This is a genomic window from Chitinophaga sp. 9-1-y (assembly GCF_059511905.2).
The window spans coordinates 6,472,459-6,491,679 of record NZ_CM197955.1 but is presented as its reverse complement, the minus strand read 5'-3'; the positions used below and the strand labels follow the sequence as shown (position 1 = coordinate 6,491,679).

The window sequence follows — 19,221 nt, the reverse complement described above, 5'->3', positions numbered from 1 at the left end:
TGCAATTGTGAATGGGAGCCGGTAAGGGCCCGCTGCTAAATTAACGCTTGCTGATGAAACAACAGCGATTCGGCAATTGTTCGTTCACAATGATTAGGGTTGCATTACTTTGCTGAGCGCAGAAGGTAGCTGTATCAGGTCAAAATCATGTTCATACACCAGGTATTTGTTGGTCCACTCGGTCGCATATTTTTCTTTGAATTCCCGTAATCCCTGGTAATGACGGAAGAAACGCAATTTTTCATAGGCGTACTTCACCATTTTTTCTGCCGTGTTTTCCGGTTGAATAATACCTGACATCGGCACCATACCCAGGTTCAGAAATTGTAATTCCTTTTGCTGTGCATCCTGGATTAAGGCAATAATCAGTGCGTCCATTACACCACCCGGTGCATCAGAACGTTTGCGGATCAGGTCATAGGTGCACTCTCCCGGTGCATAGTCAGGGATGATATTCAGGAAGGCGGCTACCTTGCCTTCGGCATCGGTTACGGTAATCACATCCTGGTCGCGGATACTGTCGGTATCAAAAAGACCTTGTGAAAAGGTAAGTTCTTTTACCTCGTATTGTTGCAGCCATTCGTCACTGACTGATTTCAAGGTGGCTAACATCGCCGGCGTTTGTGGTGCCGTATGGAAAGTGGTCACATAGCCCTTGTTGGCTAAGCTGTTCAACCCGTTACGGAGCGATTTCTTGTCTTTGCCGCTCAACGTAAAATTGCGTATATCCATGATCGCTTCCTGGCCTATCAGCATCTTCTTCTTTTTAAGATGACTGAAATAGTAGGTACTGTCTTCATCTACACGATAAAACGCAGGACGCAATCCCATCTTCTTACATTGTTGCTCAAACTCCAGCAGTAAATTCAGTTTATTACTTTCACTGCACACCGGTTCTTCCAATACAATGGCAAAACTACCTGCCACCCGGTAAGCAATAAATCCTTCGTACTGATCAGAAACAAACAACAGTTTATCCTGGCCAACCTTAAAATAATCCATGGGGGAATCACCATACTGGCTCAGGTAGAACCTTGCTTTTTCAAGACTGGTATTGGTTTGCTGCGTTACATGCAGGTAAGGACGGATAATGGTATAGAAAAGGAATGCCCATGCACTCACTCCCAATACCCGGATGGCCGACATAAATTCCTTCCCAAAGCGGGTAACCGGTTGTAATCCATCATCTTCCAGCAACATAAAACAGTGAAAAGCATGACGGATAGATTGTTGCCAGGTAAAGTCGATACCAAAATGGCGCACATTCAGGAAGTAAAATCCAATGGTGCCAAAAATCAATACCACAAAGAAAGTCGCCAAAGCTGTTACTACACCAATATTCACCAGCTGTGGATTACTTTTTACCCGGTAGTGCCGGGAGGTGATCAGCAGTATAACGCTGGTAACCAATGCCAGGGAAGCTTCTTCATAGTCCAGTGCTTTTCCGATATGCCCAAACACCGATAACACAGATACCGCCAGTGCCACAATCCATGCACTACGTAAGCCGCGGAACAGGAAAGTAGCCGTTACCAGCAATACCAATCCCAGGAATACCACCAGCAGGTTGGTAGCATGTATAGAAGTACCGGGAATATATGCACGCAGTAAATGCATACGATTAGCTAACGGAGGGGTGAGTACAGAAAAGATATTCACCATTCCCAGCAGGAAAATCAGGATGGGCGGCAGTAACCGCAGTACCAGTTCTTTACCCTTTAATGCAAAGGCCAGCATACCAGCTATCAGCGGCAGCCAGAATTCAAACAAACGGAACAGCAACGTGATTTCGAGTGCCTGTAAAGTGGTGAATCCATAATTACTAAGCAGGTAAGCCAGTGATAATTCAATGGCTCCCAGTCCGCGTAAAAAAGGGGAAATAATCAGGAAGATGGTAGCCACAATATAGCCTACACAAGCCGCTTCCAGTGAAGGTGTAACGCCTACTGCCAGCATACTCAGGTATAAATGCGCCACTCCAGCCACCTCAATCAGCACAGAGGCCAATACGGTATTCATAAACGCCGGCACGGATAAATGAAAGGTGAAAATTTCATCTACCTGCTGTGCCGCCCCCGGAAAATATTTTACTAATAACTGGTAAGATTTTCCTTTTGTTTGCATGGAACGCACCAGCATTACTACTCCCAATAACAGTCCACAGATGGCTACCAGTCCCCATATGGCGTCTCTCATAGAGCCGGCGTGTAACATGGAATAAACCACTACGGGAATGCCTACCAGGAAAACGGATAGGATGCCTACAAAACCGTAAATGCCGGAAGCCTGATGTATCTGTTGCTTATGTAAGTTGGTGCGACGCAGGCTCTGTGGCAGGTAAGCCAGGGAACTAATACCGCCTGCGGGCAGGAATACGGATAACAGGTTGCGTTTCAGGAAAAGCTCGGTGCTTTTCACGAGATCCAGTCGCGCACTTACGGCCCGGAAGCTGAATACATACATGGCAGCCTGTAATAAAATATAGGCCACGGTAATAATCACACCAGCAATTACCCAATTGGTATTGGCCCGTTTGATGGCAGGTATTAAAGCGTATAATTCATGACGTTGTGAACGAAAAAAGTAGATGGCCAGTAATATAAATAACACCGCCAGCAGCTCTTTCAAATGGAGCTTGCGCAGAAATGCTGCAGTAAAAAATTTCTTTCCCAAAGGTTTGTAGGTTTCGTGAAATCGTTGTTCGCTATAGCCAGCAAAGTTATGGCAAGTTTCGTATCAATCCCTTAACGGTGCCGAGTTTAAGCGGATTTTAATAACTAAGGCGGAGGTGGGACAACTGCGCAAAAAAAATCCCGGCGTTTCGCCGGGATTAGACAACAGGCGTTGCCGTTGCCGTTGTGTTTTATGGATTGTTGAGTGTTAATCGATGTGCACACTTAGTGTGCTTCCTGGTTGTAAGGTACTACCAGTACAGGTATTCTTGAATGCCGGATAATGTATTCGGCATTGCTGCCAAGGAGCATATGATCCAGTCCGGTTCTGCCATGTGTACCTACTACCAGCATGGATGTGTTGCCCTGGTGTGCCTGTTCCAGCGTTTCATTTTTAGGGTTGCCGGCCGTGACCAGTATCTTAATACGATCATTACTGGGATACTTTTGTTTGTAAGCTTCCAGTCTTTCTTCTACTTCCTTCATCTGGGCGGGGATGTCGGTAAATACAGGGCCGCCTTCCGGTAAGCCTAAGCCGATCCCGATTTCCACTACAGAGAAGAGGGTAACGGAAGCATTCATCTTATTGGCCAGTTCTATGCCTGTGCTGATCAGGTGATCTGAAAAGCTGCTCAGGTCTACTGCGATCATGATGTCTGACATATGCAGTTGGTATTTATTTGTGAATAATTATTCATTTTTCATTATGCTTTCAGGGCATCCCAGCAAAGATCAAAAGCGGTATTGATCCGGCTTCTGCTGAGGGGAGTGCCGCTGTAATGCGTTTGTTTTACCAGTTCATTCATGGTGCCGATCAGCACGGTCAGTAGCAAGCCGGTATCCACGGATTTGATCAGTTGTTCCTGCTGGCCTCTTTTCATCAGCGCATAGAAGGGAGCGGCCAGCTGTTGCGCCTTTTCCCTGGTGGCTGCGGTGATAAAGGGAGAGTGATAACACTGTTCCAGGAAGATGGTTTCTTCAAAATTTTGCAGCTTATACCGTAAAATGTTGAGCCAAATTTGCCGGAATCCGAGTTTGAACGGGGTATGTGGCTGATAACCTTTGAAGGATACCTGTACCGAATTCTCGCGGCAGGCAGCAAACAGGGCATTGATCAGCTCATCTTTACTTTTGAAATACACATATAAAGTGCCGGTGGCAATGCCGGCTGCCTTGGAGATATCACTCATCGTGATGCCTGATAGTCCCTTCCTGGCTACCAGCGTGAGTGCTGCCTGGAAAATCTGGGCTACTTTTTTATCGTCTTTCAGTTTCACACTACAAATATAAGCGAATAAATATTCAGTTTAGCTGTTAGCCATTAGCTTTTAGCTTTTAGCAAATGCAGCGGATATTTACGCGACAAATCTTCGCCGCATTTGCTAAAAGCTAAAAGCTAATGGCTAACAGCTAAAAAAAAACCTTCGCAGTAGAAACCGCAAAGGCGCTATAGCTAGATGATGATTAAATCAAAAACCCATGGGTCGTCAGACCTATGGGTGTTGGTTCATCAAAAAAAATCCCCGTCGGCCTGGAGAAGCCAACAGGTACTGCTGAGATATTTGTTAGTTGTATGCATTTTCAGTTATCTACAACTGTGACACTTCAAACCCAACGATGATGAAGCGATGCCACAATATTAAGCGGATACCGAACTGGGATAGTTAATTGAACCTAAACAAGAATTGAAATAACGAGTAGAGCGGGCTGAAAAAAATAAACCCCTGCTGATGACATACAGCAGAGGCCTTTTAAAACATTCACATGGCACCTTGGTATTGCACCAGGCGCTTATAACACATTATAGCCTATTAGTTAGCTAAATAAGTTGATGACAAACCTGGGAAGTTATATATATGCAGAGACAGATATAACTTATTCTGCAATCGAAATTAGTTATTAACTGCCGGAAAATTCGTTAACCGTTAGTTAATGGCACTAAAGGCCGTTTAATTGTACCATTTTCCCTTTCCCTGATACCATTTTCCATGCATTTGCATATGCCACGGGTTATGTATAATTTTTACCGTTGGTTACTAAATTTTCAGCGCTATGTTCCATCGGGTTCCATGTTTATTATTGCTATGCCTGTTCCTGCACACCAAAATCCAGGCACAGGAGATGCCTGATATGTGGAACAAAGGCGCTTCCTCCAATACCGCTCACCCTGGCCTCAAATGGTTCCAACAGGCCAAATTCGGACTGTTTATACACTGGGGACTGTATTCCAAACTGGCCGGCCGCTGGCACGACAGCGCCTACTATGGTAGCGGGGAATGGATCATGAATCGCGCAAAAGCACCTGCCGCGGAGTACGCCAAAGTAGCCCAAACATTCAACCCCATTGGTTTCGATGCCAGTGAATGGGCCGCCACCGCCAAAGAAGCCGGCATTAAATACCTCGTCATTACCGCCAAACACCACGAAGGCTTCAGCATGTTCGATTCTAAAGTAACGGACTTCGACATCGTAGATGCCTCCCCGTATAAAAAAGATCCCATGAAAGCCCTGGCCACCGCGTGTAAAACACAGGGCATTCCATTCGGCTTTTATTACTCCCAGTTCCTCGACTGGCACGAACCCAACGGCGGCGGTAACAACTGGGACTTTTCCAATAAAGAGAAAGACTACCAGCAATATTATCGCACTAAATCCATCCCGCAATTAAAAGAACTACTCACTAACTACGGCCCCCTGGGCCTCGTATGGTTCGATATGCCCGGCGGATTAACCGTTGAACAAACGAAAACCATGATCGACAGCCTGCGGCTACTGCAACCCGGCTGCCTGTTCAGCAGCAGGGTAGGACATGACCTCGGCGACTACCGCGACTTTGGCGATTCAGAAGTACCACCGGTACCCATCACCGGCGCCTGGGAATCTATTTATACTCACAACGACTCCTGGGGATATATTCAACACGATCTGAATTTTAAATCACCGGAAGAAATTATTCACCTCCTGTCCAACGTGGCCTCCAAAGGAGGGAACCTCATGCTGAATGTAGGCCCCGACGGCAACGGTCAATGGCCCGCCTATTCCATCGCCTACCTGAAAGCCACCGGCAAATGGTTGCGCACTTATGGCGAAAGTATCTATGGCACTACCTGGGGATTGATCCCGGCACAACCCTGGGGCGTTACTACCAGCAAGCCCGGGAAGCTGTTCCTGCACGTGTGGAAAATGCCCGCCAACAGGCAACTGCGCGTACCCGGTGTAACGGCAAAAATTAAATCAGTTAAAATACTCGGCACCCAAACAGCCCTTTCCTTTAAACAACTGCCGGAAGAAGCCGTTATCCAGTTGCCGGTAACACTGCCGGATACACGTAATACCGTGTTACTGATGGAATACAGCGGCCAGCAACCGGACCTTTCCCAATTGCGTACACAAACCGTTAGCGGTGAATATCCTCAGGCGGAAATACCTGCGGTATGGGCTGTTTTTAACGGTCAGGCAAAAAGTAAACTGTTTACGTATTCCCATTACTTCGGCGACTGGAAACACGATAACTGCATCACCGGCATGATAACGCCAGACGACGCCATCATATTCCCCCTGGACATACAGGACGCAGGGGATTACAAAGTAATACTCGATTATGCCTGCGAACCGGCCAGCGCTTCCCAGCAAGGCCTGGTAACCGTTGGCGGGCAACAATTGCCCTTCCTCACACTGACTACAGGTACCTACAGCAGCCATCTGCCTATGCAGTTTATTCAACATGCTGTTGGTATTGTACATATTGATAAAGCAGGTAAACAAAACCTGACCGTTAAACCGGTATCCGGTAATAAAAATGAGCTATGTTGGTTGCGTAAGGTCATTCTGCAGCCCGTGAAATAATTTATAAGAAAAGCATGAACATGAAAAAAACGAACCTCCTGGCAGGAATGCTGGCCTGTTTGTATTCCGGTATATTACCGGCCCAGGTGAAATCACCAGCAAAAGATTGGTTGATTCAACCGCAGTCGTATACCGCTACGATCACAGAAAAAGGGAAAGACATCACCTTGAGCAATGGCTTATTGAGCCGCAGTTTTCGTGTAACCCCCAACGTGATATGCACAGACTATCGTAACCTGGTAAGTGGCGAGCAATTACTACGTGCGGTAAAACCAGAAGCAAGGATTGTTGTAAATGGCCACGATTACATGATTGGTGGTGCAAAAGGACAAAAACAACAAGCTTATCTGTTGCCCGCCTGGCTGGATCAGTTGCAGGCCGGCCAATCAGATTTTATGTATAAAGGACACCAGGTAACTACTATACAACCTTACCTGAAATGGACCGCTCATGGCTGGTGCAGCAACCCTAAACAAGCCACTGGTAAAGCCCTGGTTTTCTCCTACGAAGCACAGGCGCAAGAGCTGAAAGGATTGCAGATAAAAGTACACTACGAAATATTTGACGGCATTCCGTTGTTATCCAAATGGCTGGAAATCACCAACCAAACCGGGCAACCCGTGAAGCTGAACCAGGTAGTAAATGAAATACTCGCCACTCCGGAAGAAGAATCTGCCGTGGTAGGCGCCGTGGATAAGATGCAGGTGCCTCATGGTCTCTACATCGAAAGTAATTACGCTTTCAACAACGCCATGAAGGCCAATCTCAGTGATCAAACCACGCACTGGAAAACAGATAGTACCTACACCTCACAGGTGAACTACGACTTCCAAACGCCCTGCTTGCTGGAAGTACATCCTAAAGTACCCGTGGGTATTACGATGGCTGCCGGAGAACATTTTGAATCTATCCGCACCTACGAACTCCTGTTCGATAGCTACGACCGCGAACGTAACGGCCTGGCTAAACGGAAATTCTATCGCACCATTGCGCCGTGGACAACAGAGAATCCCATTTTCATGCACCTGGTGAGCACCGATCCTGAAAAGGTAAAAGCCATTATAGATCAATGTGCGGCCACCGGCTATGAAGGCGTGATCCTGAGCTTTGGCAGCGGGTTAAATATGGAAGATACCAGCGCCACCAATATCGCCAGGTTTAAAGCGCTGACAGATTATGCCCACAGCAAAAAAATATTGCTCGGCGGCTACTCCCTGTTTTCGAGCAGGCGTATCAGTGAGGAAGATGATGTGATCAGTCCTGTTACCGGCAAAACAGGGAATGCTTTCTTTGGCAACGCTCCCTGCCTGGGTAGCAAATGGGGACTAGGGTACCTCCAGAAAATAAAACATTTTATTGCTGCTACCGGCTTCGATATTTTCGAAAACGATGGCCCTTATCCCGGCGATGTATGCGCTTCCACCACACACCCCGGACATACCGGTGTGGAAGATTCCCAGTGGAAGCAGATGCAGCTGCAGAAAGGCTTGTACCACTGGTGCAATGAACGGAACGTATATGTAAATGCACCTGACTGGTATTTCCTGGATGGCACCAATAAAATAGCATTGGGCTATCGGGAAGTAAACTTCTCCCTGCCAAGAGCAGAGCAACTGATCCTGAACCGGCAGAATATTTTTGATGGCACCTGGGAGAAAACATCCCCTATGGGTTGGGGTTTTGTGCCACTCAGCGAATACCAAGGTGGTGGCGCTGCTGCTACGCTGGAGCCACTCAAAGACCATCTCGACTCCTACGATCAGCTGATGGCACAATACTATGGAGCGGGTGTACAGGCCTGCTACCGCGGTCCACGTTTATACGATACCGATGCTACCAAAGCTGTGGTGACGAACATGATCAGTTGGTATAAAAAATACCGCGATATCCTGAATGCGGATATGATACACCTGCGTCGCGCTGATGGCCGTGACTGGGATGGGATAATGCATGTTAGCGCCACTTTACCGCAAAAAGCGCTGGTGATGCTGTACAATCCAACCACACAGCCTATTACCAAAGAATTTGTGTTGCCCATGTATTATACCGGCGCTACACAAAGTGTGCGTGTACGGGAGAAAGAAGGCGTAGCAAAAGCGTATACCCTTGACCGTAATTACCAGGCGCATGTAAAAGTAACCATCCCGGCAGCCGGTTATACCTGGCTGGTGGCGGAATAAATAAGTATTAAACCAAATCAGCATAATTTATCAATTATGAAAAAACTATCACTCTGTGCCGTTGCTTTCCTGCTGTTCCTGTTCCAGGTACAGGCGCAGGACAAGAAAATTTTTAATGAAACGCCTGAGCAAAAGGAACAAAGATTGGCCTGGTGGGTAAATGACCGTTTTGGTATGTTTATTCACTGGGGGCTGTATTCTATGCCTTCCCGCCATGAATGGGTAAAAAGTAACGAACATCTTACGGATGCCGACTACCAGAAATATTTCGATCTGTATAATCCCGACCTGTACAATCCGAAAGAATGGGCACGGCAGGCCAAAGCTGCCGGGATGAAGTATGCGGTGATCACCACCAAACACCACGAAGGTTTTTGTTTGTTTGATTCAAAGTTTACTGACTATAAAGCCACTAACACCGCGGCTAAGAAAGACCTGATCAAAGAATGGGTAGATGCTTTCCGTGCAGAAGGACTGAAAGTGGGCTTCTACTATTCACTGATCGACTGGCATCATCCGGACTATACGATTGACCGGGTACACCCGCAACGCCCAAACGATCCAAAGGATTATGAGCGTCTGAATAAAGGTCGTGATATGGAGAAATACCGTGCTTACCTGAAAAACCAGCTGAAAGAGCTGATGACTAATTATGGTAAAATCGATATCCTGTGGACCGACTTCTCTTTCCCTGGAGAAAATGGAAAAGATCATAACGACTGGAATTCACTTGACCTGATTAAAATGATCCGAAAATTACAGCCAGGCATTATTATAAACGACCGCCTGGATTTAGGTGAATATGAAGATGGTGGAGATTTTGCTACCCCTGAGCAATACAAGGTGTCTGAATGGCCTACCCGTAATGGCAAGCGTATTCACTGGGAAACTTGTCAGACGTTTTCAGGTTCCTGGGGATATTACAGAGATGAAACTTCCTGGAAAGACAATAAACAATTACTGGTACTGCTGATCGAATCTGTGAGCAAAGGTGGCAACCTGTTACTGAACGTAGGACCTACTTCCCGCGGTACTTTTGATAGTCGTGCGCAAGACAGGCTGAAAGGGATGGGTGCCTGGATGGAAGTAAATGGTCGTTCTATTTACGGTTGTACAGAAGCACCTGCGGAGTTTAAACGTCCGGAAAATAGCTTGCTGACTTACAACCCTACTACTAAACGTTTATACGTACACCTGTTGGATTATCCACTGCAGCGCTTTGAGCTGCCTGGTATGAAAGGCAAGGTGAAATACGCCCAATTACTGAATGATGGTTCTGAAATAAAAATGCATGGCACTGATAAGGGTGATCTGGCGCTGGACCTGCCGGTACGTAAACCGGACACCGAGATCCCGGTGATTGAGTTGGTATTGGAATAGCAGCATGTTACGATAACAGATGATCAGAGCGGATTTTGTCTTTGTGCAGGATTAAACTGATTATGCTGATTATATTTTAAAGATTCAAAAAGTTGATGGGAGATGAAAGCGGATACCGGCTTTTATCTCCCATTTTTTTATCCGGAAAATCAAAAAATAAAAAATCAGTGTAATCAGTTTAATCCTGCACAAAGACAAAATCCGCTCTGATCATCCGTTATCATAGCTTTTTGCTTTCTGCCTTCTGCTTTCTGCTTTTTTTTGAAAAAATGTCAGGAAGATGTATAATTTTACAAATACCATTTTTTATTGTTAAACATCCGGGATGAAGAGAGTTTATTTTAGCCTGACTATGTGTTTGGCGGCCATATCATTCAGTTTTATCAAGCCTTCGCCGGAAGTTAAGCAGCCAAATGTGGTGATCATCTTTATGGATGATATGGGGTATGGTGACCTGGAATGCTTTGCTGGTACTCCCTGGCATACACCCAACTTAAACCGTATGGCGGCACAGGGGATGCGATTCACTTATTTTTATGCTGCGCAGGCGGTATGTTCTGCTTCGCGGGCGGGATTGCTCACGGGGTGTTATCCCAATCGTGTGGGTATTAACGGGGCATTGTGGCCTACGGCGCCTATTGCGTTGGATACAGCAGAACAAACTATTGCAACAGTTTTAAAAAAGCAGGGGTATCGTACCGGTATGGTGGGTAAATGGCACCTGGGAAGCAAGGAGCCATGGTTACCTTTACAACATGGGTTTGACGAGTACCTGGGCTTGCCTTACTCTAATGATATGTGGCCGGTGCATTACGATGGTAAGCCGTATGCAGATACCTCCACGAATCCTCGCCGCAAATATCCACCATTGCCACTGATAGAAGGAAATAAGCCGGTGAGATATATTAAAACGCTGGAGGATCAGGCGCAGCTTACTACGCTTTATACAGACCGAGCCTGCCGGTTTATTAAGGAAAATAAACAGCACCCGTTTTTCCTGTACCTGGCGCACAGTATGCCACATGTGCCTATTGCGGTATCAGATAAGCATAAAGGAAAAAGTAAAGATGGATTATTTGGAGATGTAATAGAAGAAATAGATTGGTCTGTAGGGCAGGTGATGAAAACGTTGGAAGAAAATGGGCTGGCAGAAAATACCCTGGTGATTTTTACAAGCGATAATGGTCCGTGGTTATCTTATGGCAATCACGCCGGTAATACGGGAGGCTTGAGAGAAGGGAAGGGTACATCCTGGGAAGGTGGGTTGCGGGTGCCCTGTATTATGCGCTGGCCGGGCAAAATCCCTGCGGGAACGGTGTGCAATAAAATGGCTGCTACTATTGACCTGTTGCCTACGATTGCTAATTTTTGTGGAGCGGCATTGCCGGTACGGAAAATTGATGGGGTAGATTTGAAGTCATTATTATTTAATGAAGCAGATGCAAACCCAAGGGACGAATTGGCCGTATATTACCAGATAAATAGCCTGGAGGCTATCCGTAAAGGTCCCTGGAAACTGGTATTGCCACACCGAAGCAGGACCTACAAATTAAATCTGCCGGGTTATGATGGATTCCCGGGTGCACAACCAGAAGTAGATGTTCCATTAGCATTATATGACATGCGCCGTGATCCGGGTGAAACGTTGGATGTACAAAAGCAGTTTCCGGAGGTAGTGAAAATGTTGACAGCGATCGCAGAAAAGTACCGGAATGATTTGGGAGATGATCTGACGAATAACAAAGGAACAGGCCGAAGAATGGCCGGAAAAGTGCAAATGTGATATATATGTTTATGTATAATTTGTTTTAAATGAGAGAAGGGCCAACTTTTAAAGGGTTGATTTTTAGAGTCTTACATTGTCGTTAATCCTGCAAAGAGTTATAAGTTACCACGTTACATTTATGTTTTATGGATAATATAAAACAAATTGTATATTAATATTTATTGAAAAACCATATACGTATCCGATTGACTGCTGCATGTAATTGTTTCAAATTTGTTACGGGTATGGAAACCGTGTCATCTTTCCATTTATAATTTTTATCAACCATACCAGCTTCCGAGAACTTGCAGTTATCAATGGGAAATTTCATATGAATATACATAACCCAAAAGGAATATTATGAAAAAAGTGCGGCCTATAAGTCCTGGCAATTGGGGAGAAGCGCGTGGATTAGAAGTTTCCGGACTGCACAGCGAATCAACAGAAGTGTTACAACAATTAGCAAAAGATATCTGCAACCTGGTTTTTATGGATATAGAGATACCTGGATTGACTGCGATAGAAGCCGCCAGCATAGTAAAAGCAGCATACCCTGATATAAATGTACTGTTGCTTACCCTGAATGAAAAAGAGCAGGGATTGACGCAGATACCGGCAGTAACACAGGGATATGAGCCTGATCATGTTCCACCGGTATCGTTGTCAGAATTTATTGCACAGGTGTATGAAACGGCGCTGCAGTCGAATTTGGTGGCAGTCAACAAAGTACTGGCGTTTTTCCGGAAGGAAAAGCAGGTCCATCAGGATCCTTATGGGCTTTCACCAAGGGAGAAAGAGATCCTGCGCTGCCTGATAAATGGCGACACCTATAAGCAAATAGCGGATACGTGTCATATTAGTGTGGGTACCGTACGCTCCCATATCATGAATATTTATCGCAAGCTCGATGTAAATTCCCGTTCCAATGCCATCGTGAAAGCAATGAAAGAACACCTGGTCTGATGTACGCAATTATTTAGCCCCAGAACTCCTGTGTTTTTACTTGTCCGCCCAGCTGACGTAATGAGTTACGCACCTGCACCACCATTTGTTGATTACCGGCCACATAGAAAGTAGTTGCTGCTGCGGGGAAGTTGTGACTATACAACCATTCCTGCAGATCCGTGAAATAGTGTTGGTTATCGGAAAGTGGTTGTACCGGCATTTGTAGTATTTGCCGGGTCTTTGGATTTTCCAGTGGCATAAAACAGTGGAAATGCTGGGTGGCTGTTTTGCGTTGATAGAGTGCATAAAAGTGCGCAGCGGCGCTGGTATCACCTATGCATACCAGGTAAGGAGTAGTTACGGGGAGATGTATACCGCTACCGGGTCGCACGTAATACACCTCCTGCCCGGGCTGCAGGTCCAGCGCCCAGTAGCTGCCCGCACCATCGTGTCCACAGTCGATGAGCAAGGTGGCTACTTGTGTGTCGGCATTCCAGTACGCCACAGAATAATCACGATAAGTATGAGGAGCTACTTCGCATTTGATGTATTGAGCGCCCTGATCAGGCAATAGTTGAGGTAATCGCAGGTCTACCTGCATGAGGAAGTTACCGATACGATGTACGCTACTCACAAGCGCAGTTTTCCCTATACGCGACAACAGTAAACTGGTTGCCCTTTCTTTGATGGAAAGCATGTAAAGTTTATTTTTCGGGTTATAATAGACCTGCCTTATTGGTCAGGTGATAGGTAATATTTAATGCAAAACTAGGGGACGGGCTACTATCAGTTATTATACTATTCCGGGTTACAATTATACATTTCCCGGCTGGCGATACGAAATGCTACGGGTGTTTGCCCGGTATGTTGCTTGAAGAAACGATTGAAATACGTGACCTCATTAAATTGCAGGTGCCAGGCAATTTCTTTAATGCCGTGGGAGGAATGCAGCAACATCCGCTTCGCTTCCAGTATGCGTCTTGCCGCTAGTAATGCAGAAGCAGTTTGCCCCGTTTCCTGTTTCACTACTTCATTCAAATGGTCCGTGGTTACATGCAGTGCCCGTGCATAGTCACCGGAACTGCTCCAACTCAGCAGATGTGTTTCCAGCAACTCCCGGTAACGGGTCAGTAATTCCGGTTGCAAATGGGTGACTGTATTATTTCCCGGCAAGTGACGGGTGAATAATGTCAGCAGCAAAGCCAGGTATTGTTGCAGCACCGGTTGTTTTAATGGCCTGCGTTGGATAGATTCCCTGTATAATTGCTCACAGAGGTGCCAGATTTCTTTAAAACTTTCTGCGTCAGGTGTCACCGGGTTTTCCATACAAATGGGTAATGGCGGCATGCCTGCCGGTAAAAAATCCGGCATAAACGAAACCAGGAATAATTCTGCCGCCAAAGCTTCCTCCGTGGGCATATGTACCTGCCAGGGCGAAAGTAAGAACATGCTGTGAGGCGGCATTTCTACCTGCCTGAAATCAACCATATGCATACTGGGCTGCGCGCCGGAAACACCCAGTGTGTAAAACTCATGTCTGTGTGCTCCAATTAAACCACCATGCGGCGCTTTATCGTTTGCTATCTTGTAACGTACGTCTATCCGCAGTCCAGGCTCCATCAATACCTCTTCCAAACTGTACGACACAATACCGGATGCTTTGTCTTTTCCCATAATCCCAAATTTAGCCGATTCACTTTATCACCCCCCACTAATTTAACAGACGATCAGGAAGAATAATTATTGTATGCCGTTGCCTGAAAAAGATATCTGAAATAGGTAAAATTGCATACATTTAATAACAATCGATTGCATAAATTAGGATTTTATTAGCACAACGAATCAGCCAATATCGACATAAAGTTAGCATAGCATTGGTTTTTAGATTAAAGATGTTTTTGCAAACGTTTGCTAATTAACCTGTTAAATTCCATGAATGAAGCATAACGGCAATCCTGTAAAAATAAGGCCCTTCATTCCATTGATAAAATAAGGCGAACAATGGCGTATTGCCCAAAATATTCCGATTAAAAAAATAGCGTATTCATGATAAAGTATCTGTTAGCATCAGCATCCGCTGTAATACTGTTTACACACACGGTCCATGCCGCTTCACCAGCGGATTCCCTGTTGAAGCTTTGGTACCGGCAACCCGCTCAACAATGGGTAGAGGCATTGCCGGTGGGCAACGGCCGCATTGGTGCCATGGTATTTGGTGGTGTACAGCAGGAAGAATTGCAGCTGAACGAAGCCTATCTCTGGTCGGGCGTTCCCCGTGATGGAAACAACCCACTCGCCAAAGAAACATTGCCGCAAATACGTCAGCTGCTGTTCGACGAAAAATATGCGGAAGCGCATGTGCTGGCGAAAAAAATGATGGGTACTTACAGTGCCCGCTACCTCACCCTCGGCAGCCTGTTGATTGATAACGATATTCCACAAACTGCCACAGGCTATAAAAGGAAACTGGATTTGAACAATGCCATTGCCCGTGTTTCCTATACGGCTAACGGCGTAGACTATACGAGAGAGGTGTTTGCCAGTTATCCGCAACAATTACTGGTGGTCAGGTACACCGCCAGTAAAGCGGGACAGCTGCACTTCAGCACCCGTTTTGCCAATGGGATGCCGCATACCAACCAGGTAGTAAATAACCACTGTCTGCTCATGAAAGGCCGTTGCCCGGAATATGTGGCCGCCCGGCCTTATGAAGCCAACCAGGTGGTATATGGTGAGAAAGGTATCAACTATGAAGTGCACCTGGATGCCCGCGTAAACGGGGGACAGGTAACAACGGATACCGCCGGCGTACACGTGAAAGGCGCTACAGAAGCCTTGTTGCTGGTATCTGTAGGAACTAGCTTTAAAGACGGACAACCAAATGGAAAAGACCCACATACCGCTGCTGCCGCACCGTTGTTGAACACCGGTAACTATACGAAATTACGGAGCACTCACGTAAACGATTATACGAAATTGTTTAACCGGGTAGCTATTAACCTCGGTGTGGATGAAGGCGCTGGGTTACCTACAGATGAACGCCTGAAAGTATACACCGAACATGGTGGTAACCGTGATCCCCAGCTCACTACGCTACTTTATCAATACGGTCGCTACCTGATGATATCCGGCTCCCGTAAGGGTGGGCCAGCCATGAATCTGCAGGGACTATGGAACAAGGAAATGCAGCCGCCATGGGGCGCTAACTATACTATTAACATCAATACAGAGATGAATTACTGGCCGTCTGAATCGGCGAACCTGTCGGATTGTGGTACGCCGCTGTTCGAAATGATTCATCGCCTGTCGGAGAAAGGACGTGTAACCGCTACCGTTAATTACGGCGCTAAAGGCTGGACCGCACACCATAATTCGGATATCTGGGACATGACCAACCCGGCTGGTGGTTTCGATTTTAAAGATCCCAATGGCAAGCCTACCTGGGCAATTTGGCCCATGGGCGGCGCCTGGCTTACCCGCCACCTGTGGGAACATTACCTGTATACCGGCGATAAAAAAGCCCTGCAGCAAATGTATCCCGACCTGAAAGGCGCTGCCGAATTTATGTTGGACTGGCTCATAAAGAATGCCGCAGGCCAATGGGTCACTAATCCTTCCACTTCCCCGGAAAACGATTTCCGTATTGATGGCAAGCGCAGTGGCAGTGTGAGCATTGCTAGTACTATGGACCTCTCTATTATTCATGACCTGTTTAATAATACCATACAGGCCGCTACCGTATTGCAGCTGGATGCGCCGTTGGTGGAGCGTCTCCGGAAAACGATGGACGACATATATCCCTTCCATACCGGCCAGTACGGCCAATTACAAGAATGGTATAAAGATTGGGATGATCCGGAAGATACACACCGCCACGCCTCTCATTTATACGGATTATTTCCCGGTAGTTTCATTTCGCCCCGGAGAGATCCCATTCTCGCGGCAGCAGCTACCCGTAGTTTGCTCCTGCGCGGCGATGGTGGTACCGGCTGGTCTAAATCATGGAAAATTAACTGGTGGGCGCGCCTGGAAGATGGTAACCACGCCTATACCATGCTAAATAAACAATTATTCCTGGCCGGCAGTCAAACGGTGAGCGTTGCCAATAGCAGCAGCGGAGGCTCTTATCCCAACCTGTTTGATGCGCATCCGCCATTTCAGATAGATGGTAATTTTGGCGTTACTTCAGGTATTACGGAAATGCTATTGCAGAGCCATGATGGCGTATTGTATCTCCTGCCAGCGTTACCGGATGCCTGGCCTTCCGGTAGTGTAAAAGGACTGAAAGCAAGAGGCGGTTTTGAAGTAGACATGGAATGGAAAAACGGACAACTCACGCAGGCGGTGATCAGATCTGCGTTGGGAGGTAACTGCCGTATTCGTACACGCGTTGCCGTGATGGTAGACGGTAAACCTGCCAATGTAGCGTCAGGTATCAATCCTAATATATTTTATCAATTACAGACACCTGGTAAAACGGTTGTAAAAGATCCTGCAAAATTGCCGGTGTTGCAGTTGGGAAAAGTGTTTGAGTATGACGTTACCACTGCAGCCGGCAAAACTTATCATATTCAATGAGTATCACGAGCGAATTTGTAGCATAGATTAGTTGATGTTATAACAATATCCACGATGAAAAAGAACCTCCTGTTTTTACTATGTTATTTAATGACTGGCGCTATCGTTGCCAGGGCCGGGGATCCGGAACGATTTGCGCAGGCATTGAAAAATAGTATGCCGGTGGCATATGCTGCGGATGGTAGTCCGGCACCGGCATTTATAAAAGTGATCCGCAGTTGGAACGGGGAGTTGTGCGAAGTACGTGTAGTCAACACCGGTAGTAAACCTGTCCGTTTAAAAGAAGTCCTAACCGGCATCGCAGGGAAAGTACTACCTGCCTCCACACCTTTTTATGCAGAGGGTTTCCAGATGCTTACGCAAACAGCCGGCACCCTTGCCAAACCCGAAAACCTCGGTAACTACACGGATGCAGGGCATTATAAAATACCGCAACCCGCCGGCTACCTCGCAGTGTATAACCTGCTACGGCTGTATCCTGCCGGTGATGTACAATTATTGGTAGGCTATACTTCCAGCAAACGTTTTGTAGGGAAGTTTTATTTATCTGCTGACACTATTAAGGTAGTGACGGACCTTGAGAACCTGGAATTAGCTCCCGGCAATACTTTCGAACTGGAGGAACTGATGCTGGCCACCGGAAAGGATGGGAATCAATTGCTGGATCGTTTCGCTGACCGTATTCATCATTTTCATCCCCGCCTGGAATTTAAGCAACCGCCTACCGGTTGGTGTTCCTGGTATTGCTTCGGCCCCAAAGTAACGGCGCAGCATATTTATGATAACCTGGATTATATCAGGGAGCATATCCCCGCATTAAAGTACATACAGATAGACGACGGTTATCAGCCCCACATGGGCGACTGGCTGGAAGTGGGCAACTCCTTTGGTGGTAATGTGCAGCAGGTGTTGCGCAGCATCCGCGACAAAGGATTTGAACCGGCTATTTGGGTAGCGCCGTTTATTTGCGATAGCAATTCCACCATTTACAAAAATCACAAAGACTGGTTAGTGAAAGATAGTGCCGGTGCGCCGCTGCGCAGCGACCTGGTGACGTTTGGCGGTTGGCGATTGAAGCCCTGGTATGCGCTGGATGGAACCAATCCGGCGGTACAACAACACCTGGAGCAGTTGTTTCGTACCATGCGCAACGATTGGGGGGTGACGTATTTCAAGCTGGACGCTAATTTCTGGGGTGCTATTCATGGGGGTTATTTTTATGATAAAAAGGCCACGCGCGTAGAAGCTTATCGCCGGGGTATGGAAGCGGTGATCCGTGGCAGTAAAGACGCCTTTTTACTGGGCTGTAATCATCCGCTGTGGCCCTCTTTAGGGCTGGTGCATGGCAGCCGTAGCTCTATGGATATTAAACGTAGCTGGACCATCTTTGAACGTTCCGGCCGTGAAAACTTATACCGGGCCTGGCAAAACGGGCGCTTGTGGTGGAATGATCCGGACTGTTTAGTGCTCACCGGTAATATGCCGGATAACGAATTTAACTTCCATGCTGCGTTGTTGTACGCCACAGGCGGCATGTTACTAAGTGGAGACGACCTGACAAAGATATCACCCGAACGGTTAAACGTATTGCGTAAGGCGGTACCACCCGCCGCACGGGCGGCAGCATTTGAAAATACAAATTTCGAAGCGGGCCGCGTCACCACCGCTGCCGGACAACAATTGGTTTTGCTCAACTGGCAGGCATCTCCCAAAACAATATCCGTAAAGCTGGATAAAACTTATGAAATCGCGGATTACTGGACAGGTAAGGTATTGGGCAGCTTTAACGGTAATTTCTCAATGGAACTGCCCGGACACGATGGCCGGGTATTGTCACTCACACCAAAGAAATAAA

The 19,221-nt window shown here is 46.7% G+C and carries 12 protein-coding genes; 7 read left to right on the top strand and 5 right to left on the bottom strand.

The genetic code is table 11. The features are described from left to right. Nucleotides 1-93: 93 nt before the first annotated feature. The 3 genes from AC5ZC7_RS25720 to AC5ZC7_RS25710 all read right to left on the bottom strand — a co-directional run bounded on the left by AC5ZC7_RS25720 (nt 94) and on the right by AC5ZC7_RS25710 (nt 3,949). On the bottom strand, nt 94-2,673 hold the full coding sequence (locus AC5ZC7_RS25720; RefSeq protein WP_496158198.1) for a phosphatidylglycerol lysyltransferase domain-containing protein: 2,580 nt from the start codon (nt 2,671-2,673) through the stop codon (nt 94-96). A 224-nt stretch (nt 2,674-2,897) separates the two neighbouring features. Then, nucleotides 2,898-3,335, bottom strand: coding sequence for a universal stress protein (locus AC5ZC7_RS25715; protein WP_496158199.1), 438 nt, complete (start codon nt 3,333-3,335; stop codon nt 2,898-2,900). A 41-nt stretch (nt 3,336-3,376) separates the two neighbouring features. Beyond that, on the bottom strand, nt 3,377-3,949 hold the full coding sequence (locus AC5ZC7_RS25710; RefSeq protein WP_496158200.1) for a TetR family transcriptional regulator: 573 nt from the start codon (nt 3,947-3,949) through the stop codon (nt 3,377-3,379). A gap of 775 nt (nt 3,950-4,724) precedes the next feature. Between AC5ZC7_RS25710 and AC5ZC7_RS25705 the strand changes: the two genes are divergently transcribed. From AC5ZC7_RS25705 to AC5ZC7_RS25685, 5 genes are all read left to right on the top strand, one after another. After that, nucleotides 4,725-6,518, top strand: a complete 1,794-nt coding sequence (locus tag AC5ZC7_RS25705; RefSeq protein WP_496158201.1) for an alpha-L-fucosidase — start codon at nt 4,725-4,727, stop codon at nt 6,516-6,518. Between the two features lie 20 nt (nt 6,519-6,538). After that, the gene (locus AC5ZC7_RS25700; protein WP_496158202.1) at nt 6,539-8,698 is read left to right on the top strand and encodes an alpha-galactosidase; all 2,160 of its coding nucleotides are present in this window, start codon (nt 6,539-6,541) and stop codon (nt 8,696-8,698) included. A gap of 36 nt (nt 8,699-8,734) precedes the next feature. After that, entirely contained in the window at nt 8,735-10,078 is a 1,344-nt protein-coding gene (locus AC5ZC7_RS25695) for an alpha-L-fucosidase (protein WP_496158203.1), read from the top strand. 325 nt (nt 10,079-10,403) lie between these two features. Then, complete coding sequence (locus AC5ZC7_RS25690) at nt 10,404-11,861, top strand: sulfatase-like hydrolase/transferase (protein ID WP_496158204.1); 1,458 nt, start codon at nt 10,404-10,406, stop codon at nt 11,859-11,861. 342 nt (nt 11,862-12,203) lie between these two features. Further along, on the top strand, nt 12,204-12,806 hold the full coding sequence (locus AC5ZC7_RS25685) for a LuxR C-terminal-related transcriptional regulator (RefSeq protein WP_496158205.1): 603 nt from the start codon (nt 12,204-12,206) through the stop codon (nt 12,804-12,806). A 13-nt stretch (nt 12,807-12,819) separates the two neighbouring features. Here the strand turns inward: AC5ZC7_RS25685 and AC5ZC7_RS25680 are convergent, their stop codons facing one another. Both AC5ZC7_RS25680 and AC5ZC7_RS25675 read right to left on the bottom strand, forming a co-directional pair. Continuing rightward, nucleotides 12,820-13,485 (bottom strand): SIP domain-containing protein, encoded by a 666-nt coding sequence (locus tag AC5ZC7_RS25680; protein WP_496158206.1) that lies wholly within the window; start codon nt 13,483-13,485, stop codon nt 12,820-12,822. 101 nt (nt 13,486-13,586) lie between these two features. Next, entirely contained in the window at nt 13,587-14,462 is an 876-nt protein-coding gene (locus AC5ZC7_RS25675) for a helix-turn-helix domain-containing protein (protein ID WP_496158207.1), read from the bottom strand. 372 nt (nt 14,463-14,834) lie between these two features. Here AC5ZC7_RS25675 and AC5ZC7_RS25670 point away from each other — a divergent pair, with 372 nt between their 5' ends. Together AC5ZC7_RS25670 and AC5ZC7_RS25665 are read left to right on the top strand one after the other, a co-directional pair. After that, the gene (locus AC5ZC7_RS25670; RefSeq protein WP_496158208.1) at nt 14,835-17,366 is read left to right on the top strand and encodes a glycosyl hydrolase family 95 catalytic domain-containing protein; all 2,532 of its coding nucleotides are present in this window, start codon (nt 14,835-14,837) and stop codon (nt 17,364-17,366) included. 54 nt (nt 17,367-17,420) lie between these two features. Beyond that, complete coding sequence (locus AC5ZC7_RS25665) at nt 17,421-19,220, top strand: alpha-galactosidase (protein WP_496158209.1); 1,800 nt, start codon at nt 17,421-17,423, stop codon at nt 19,218-19,220. The last annotated feature ends 1 nt before the right edge of the window (nt 19,221 follow it).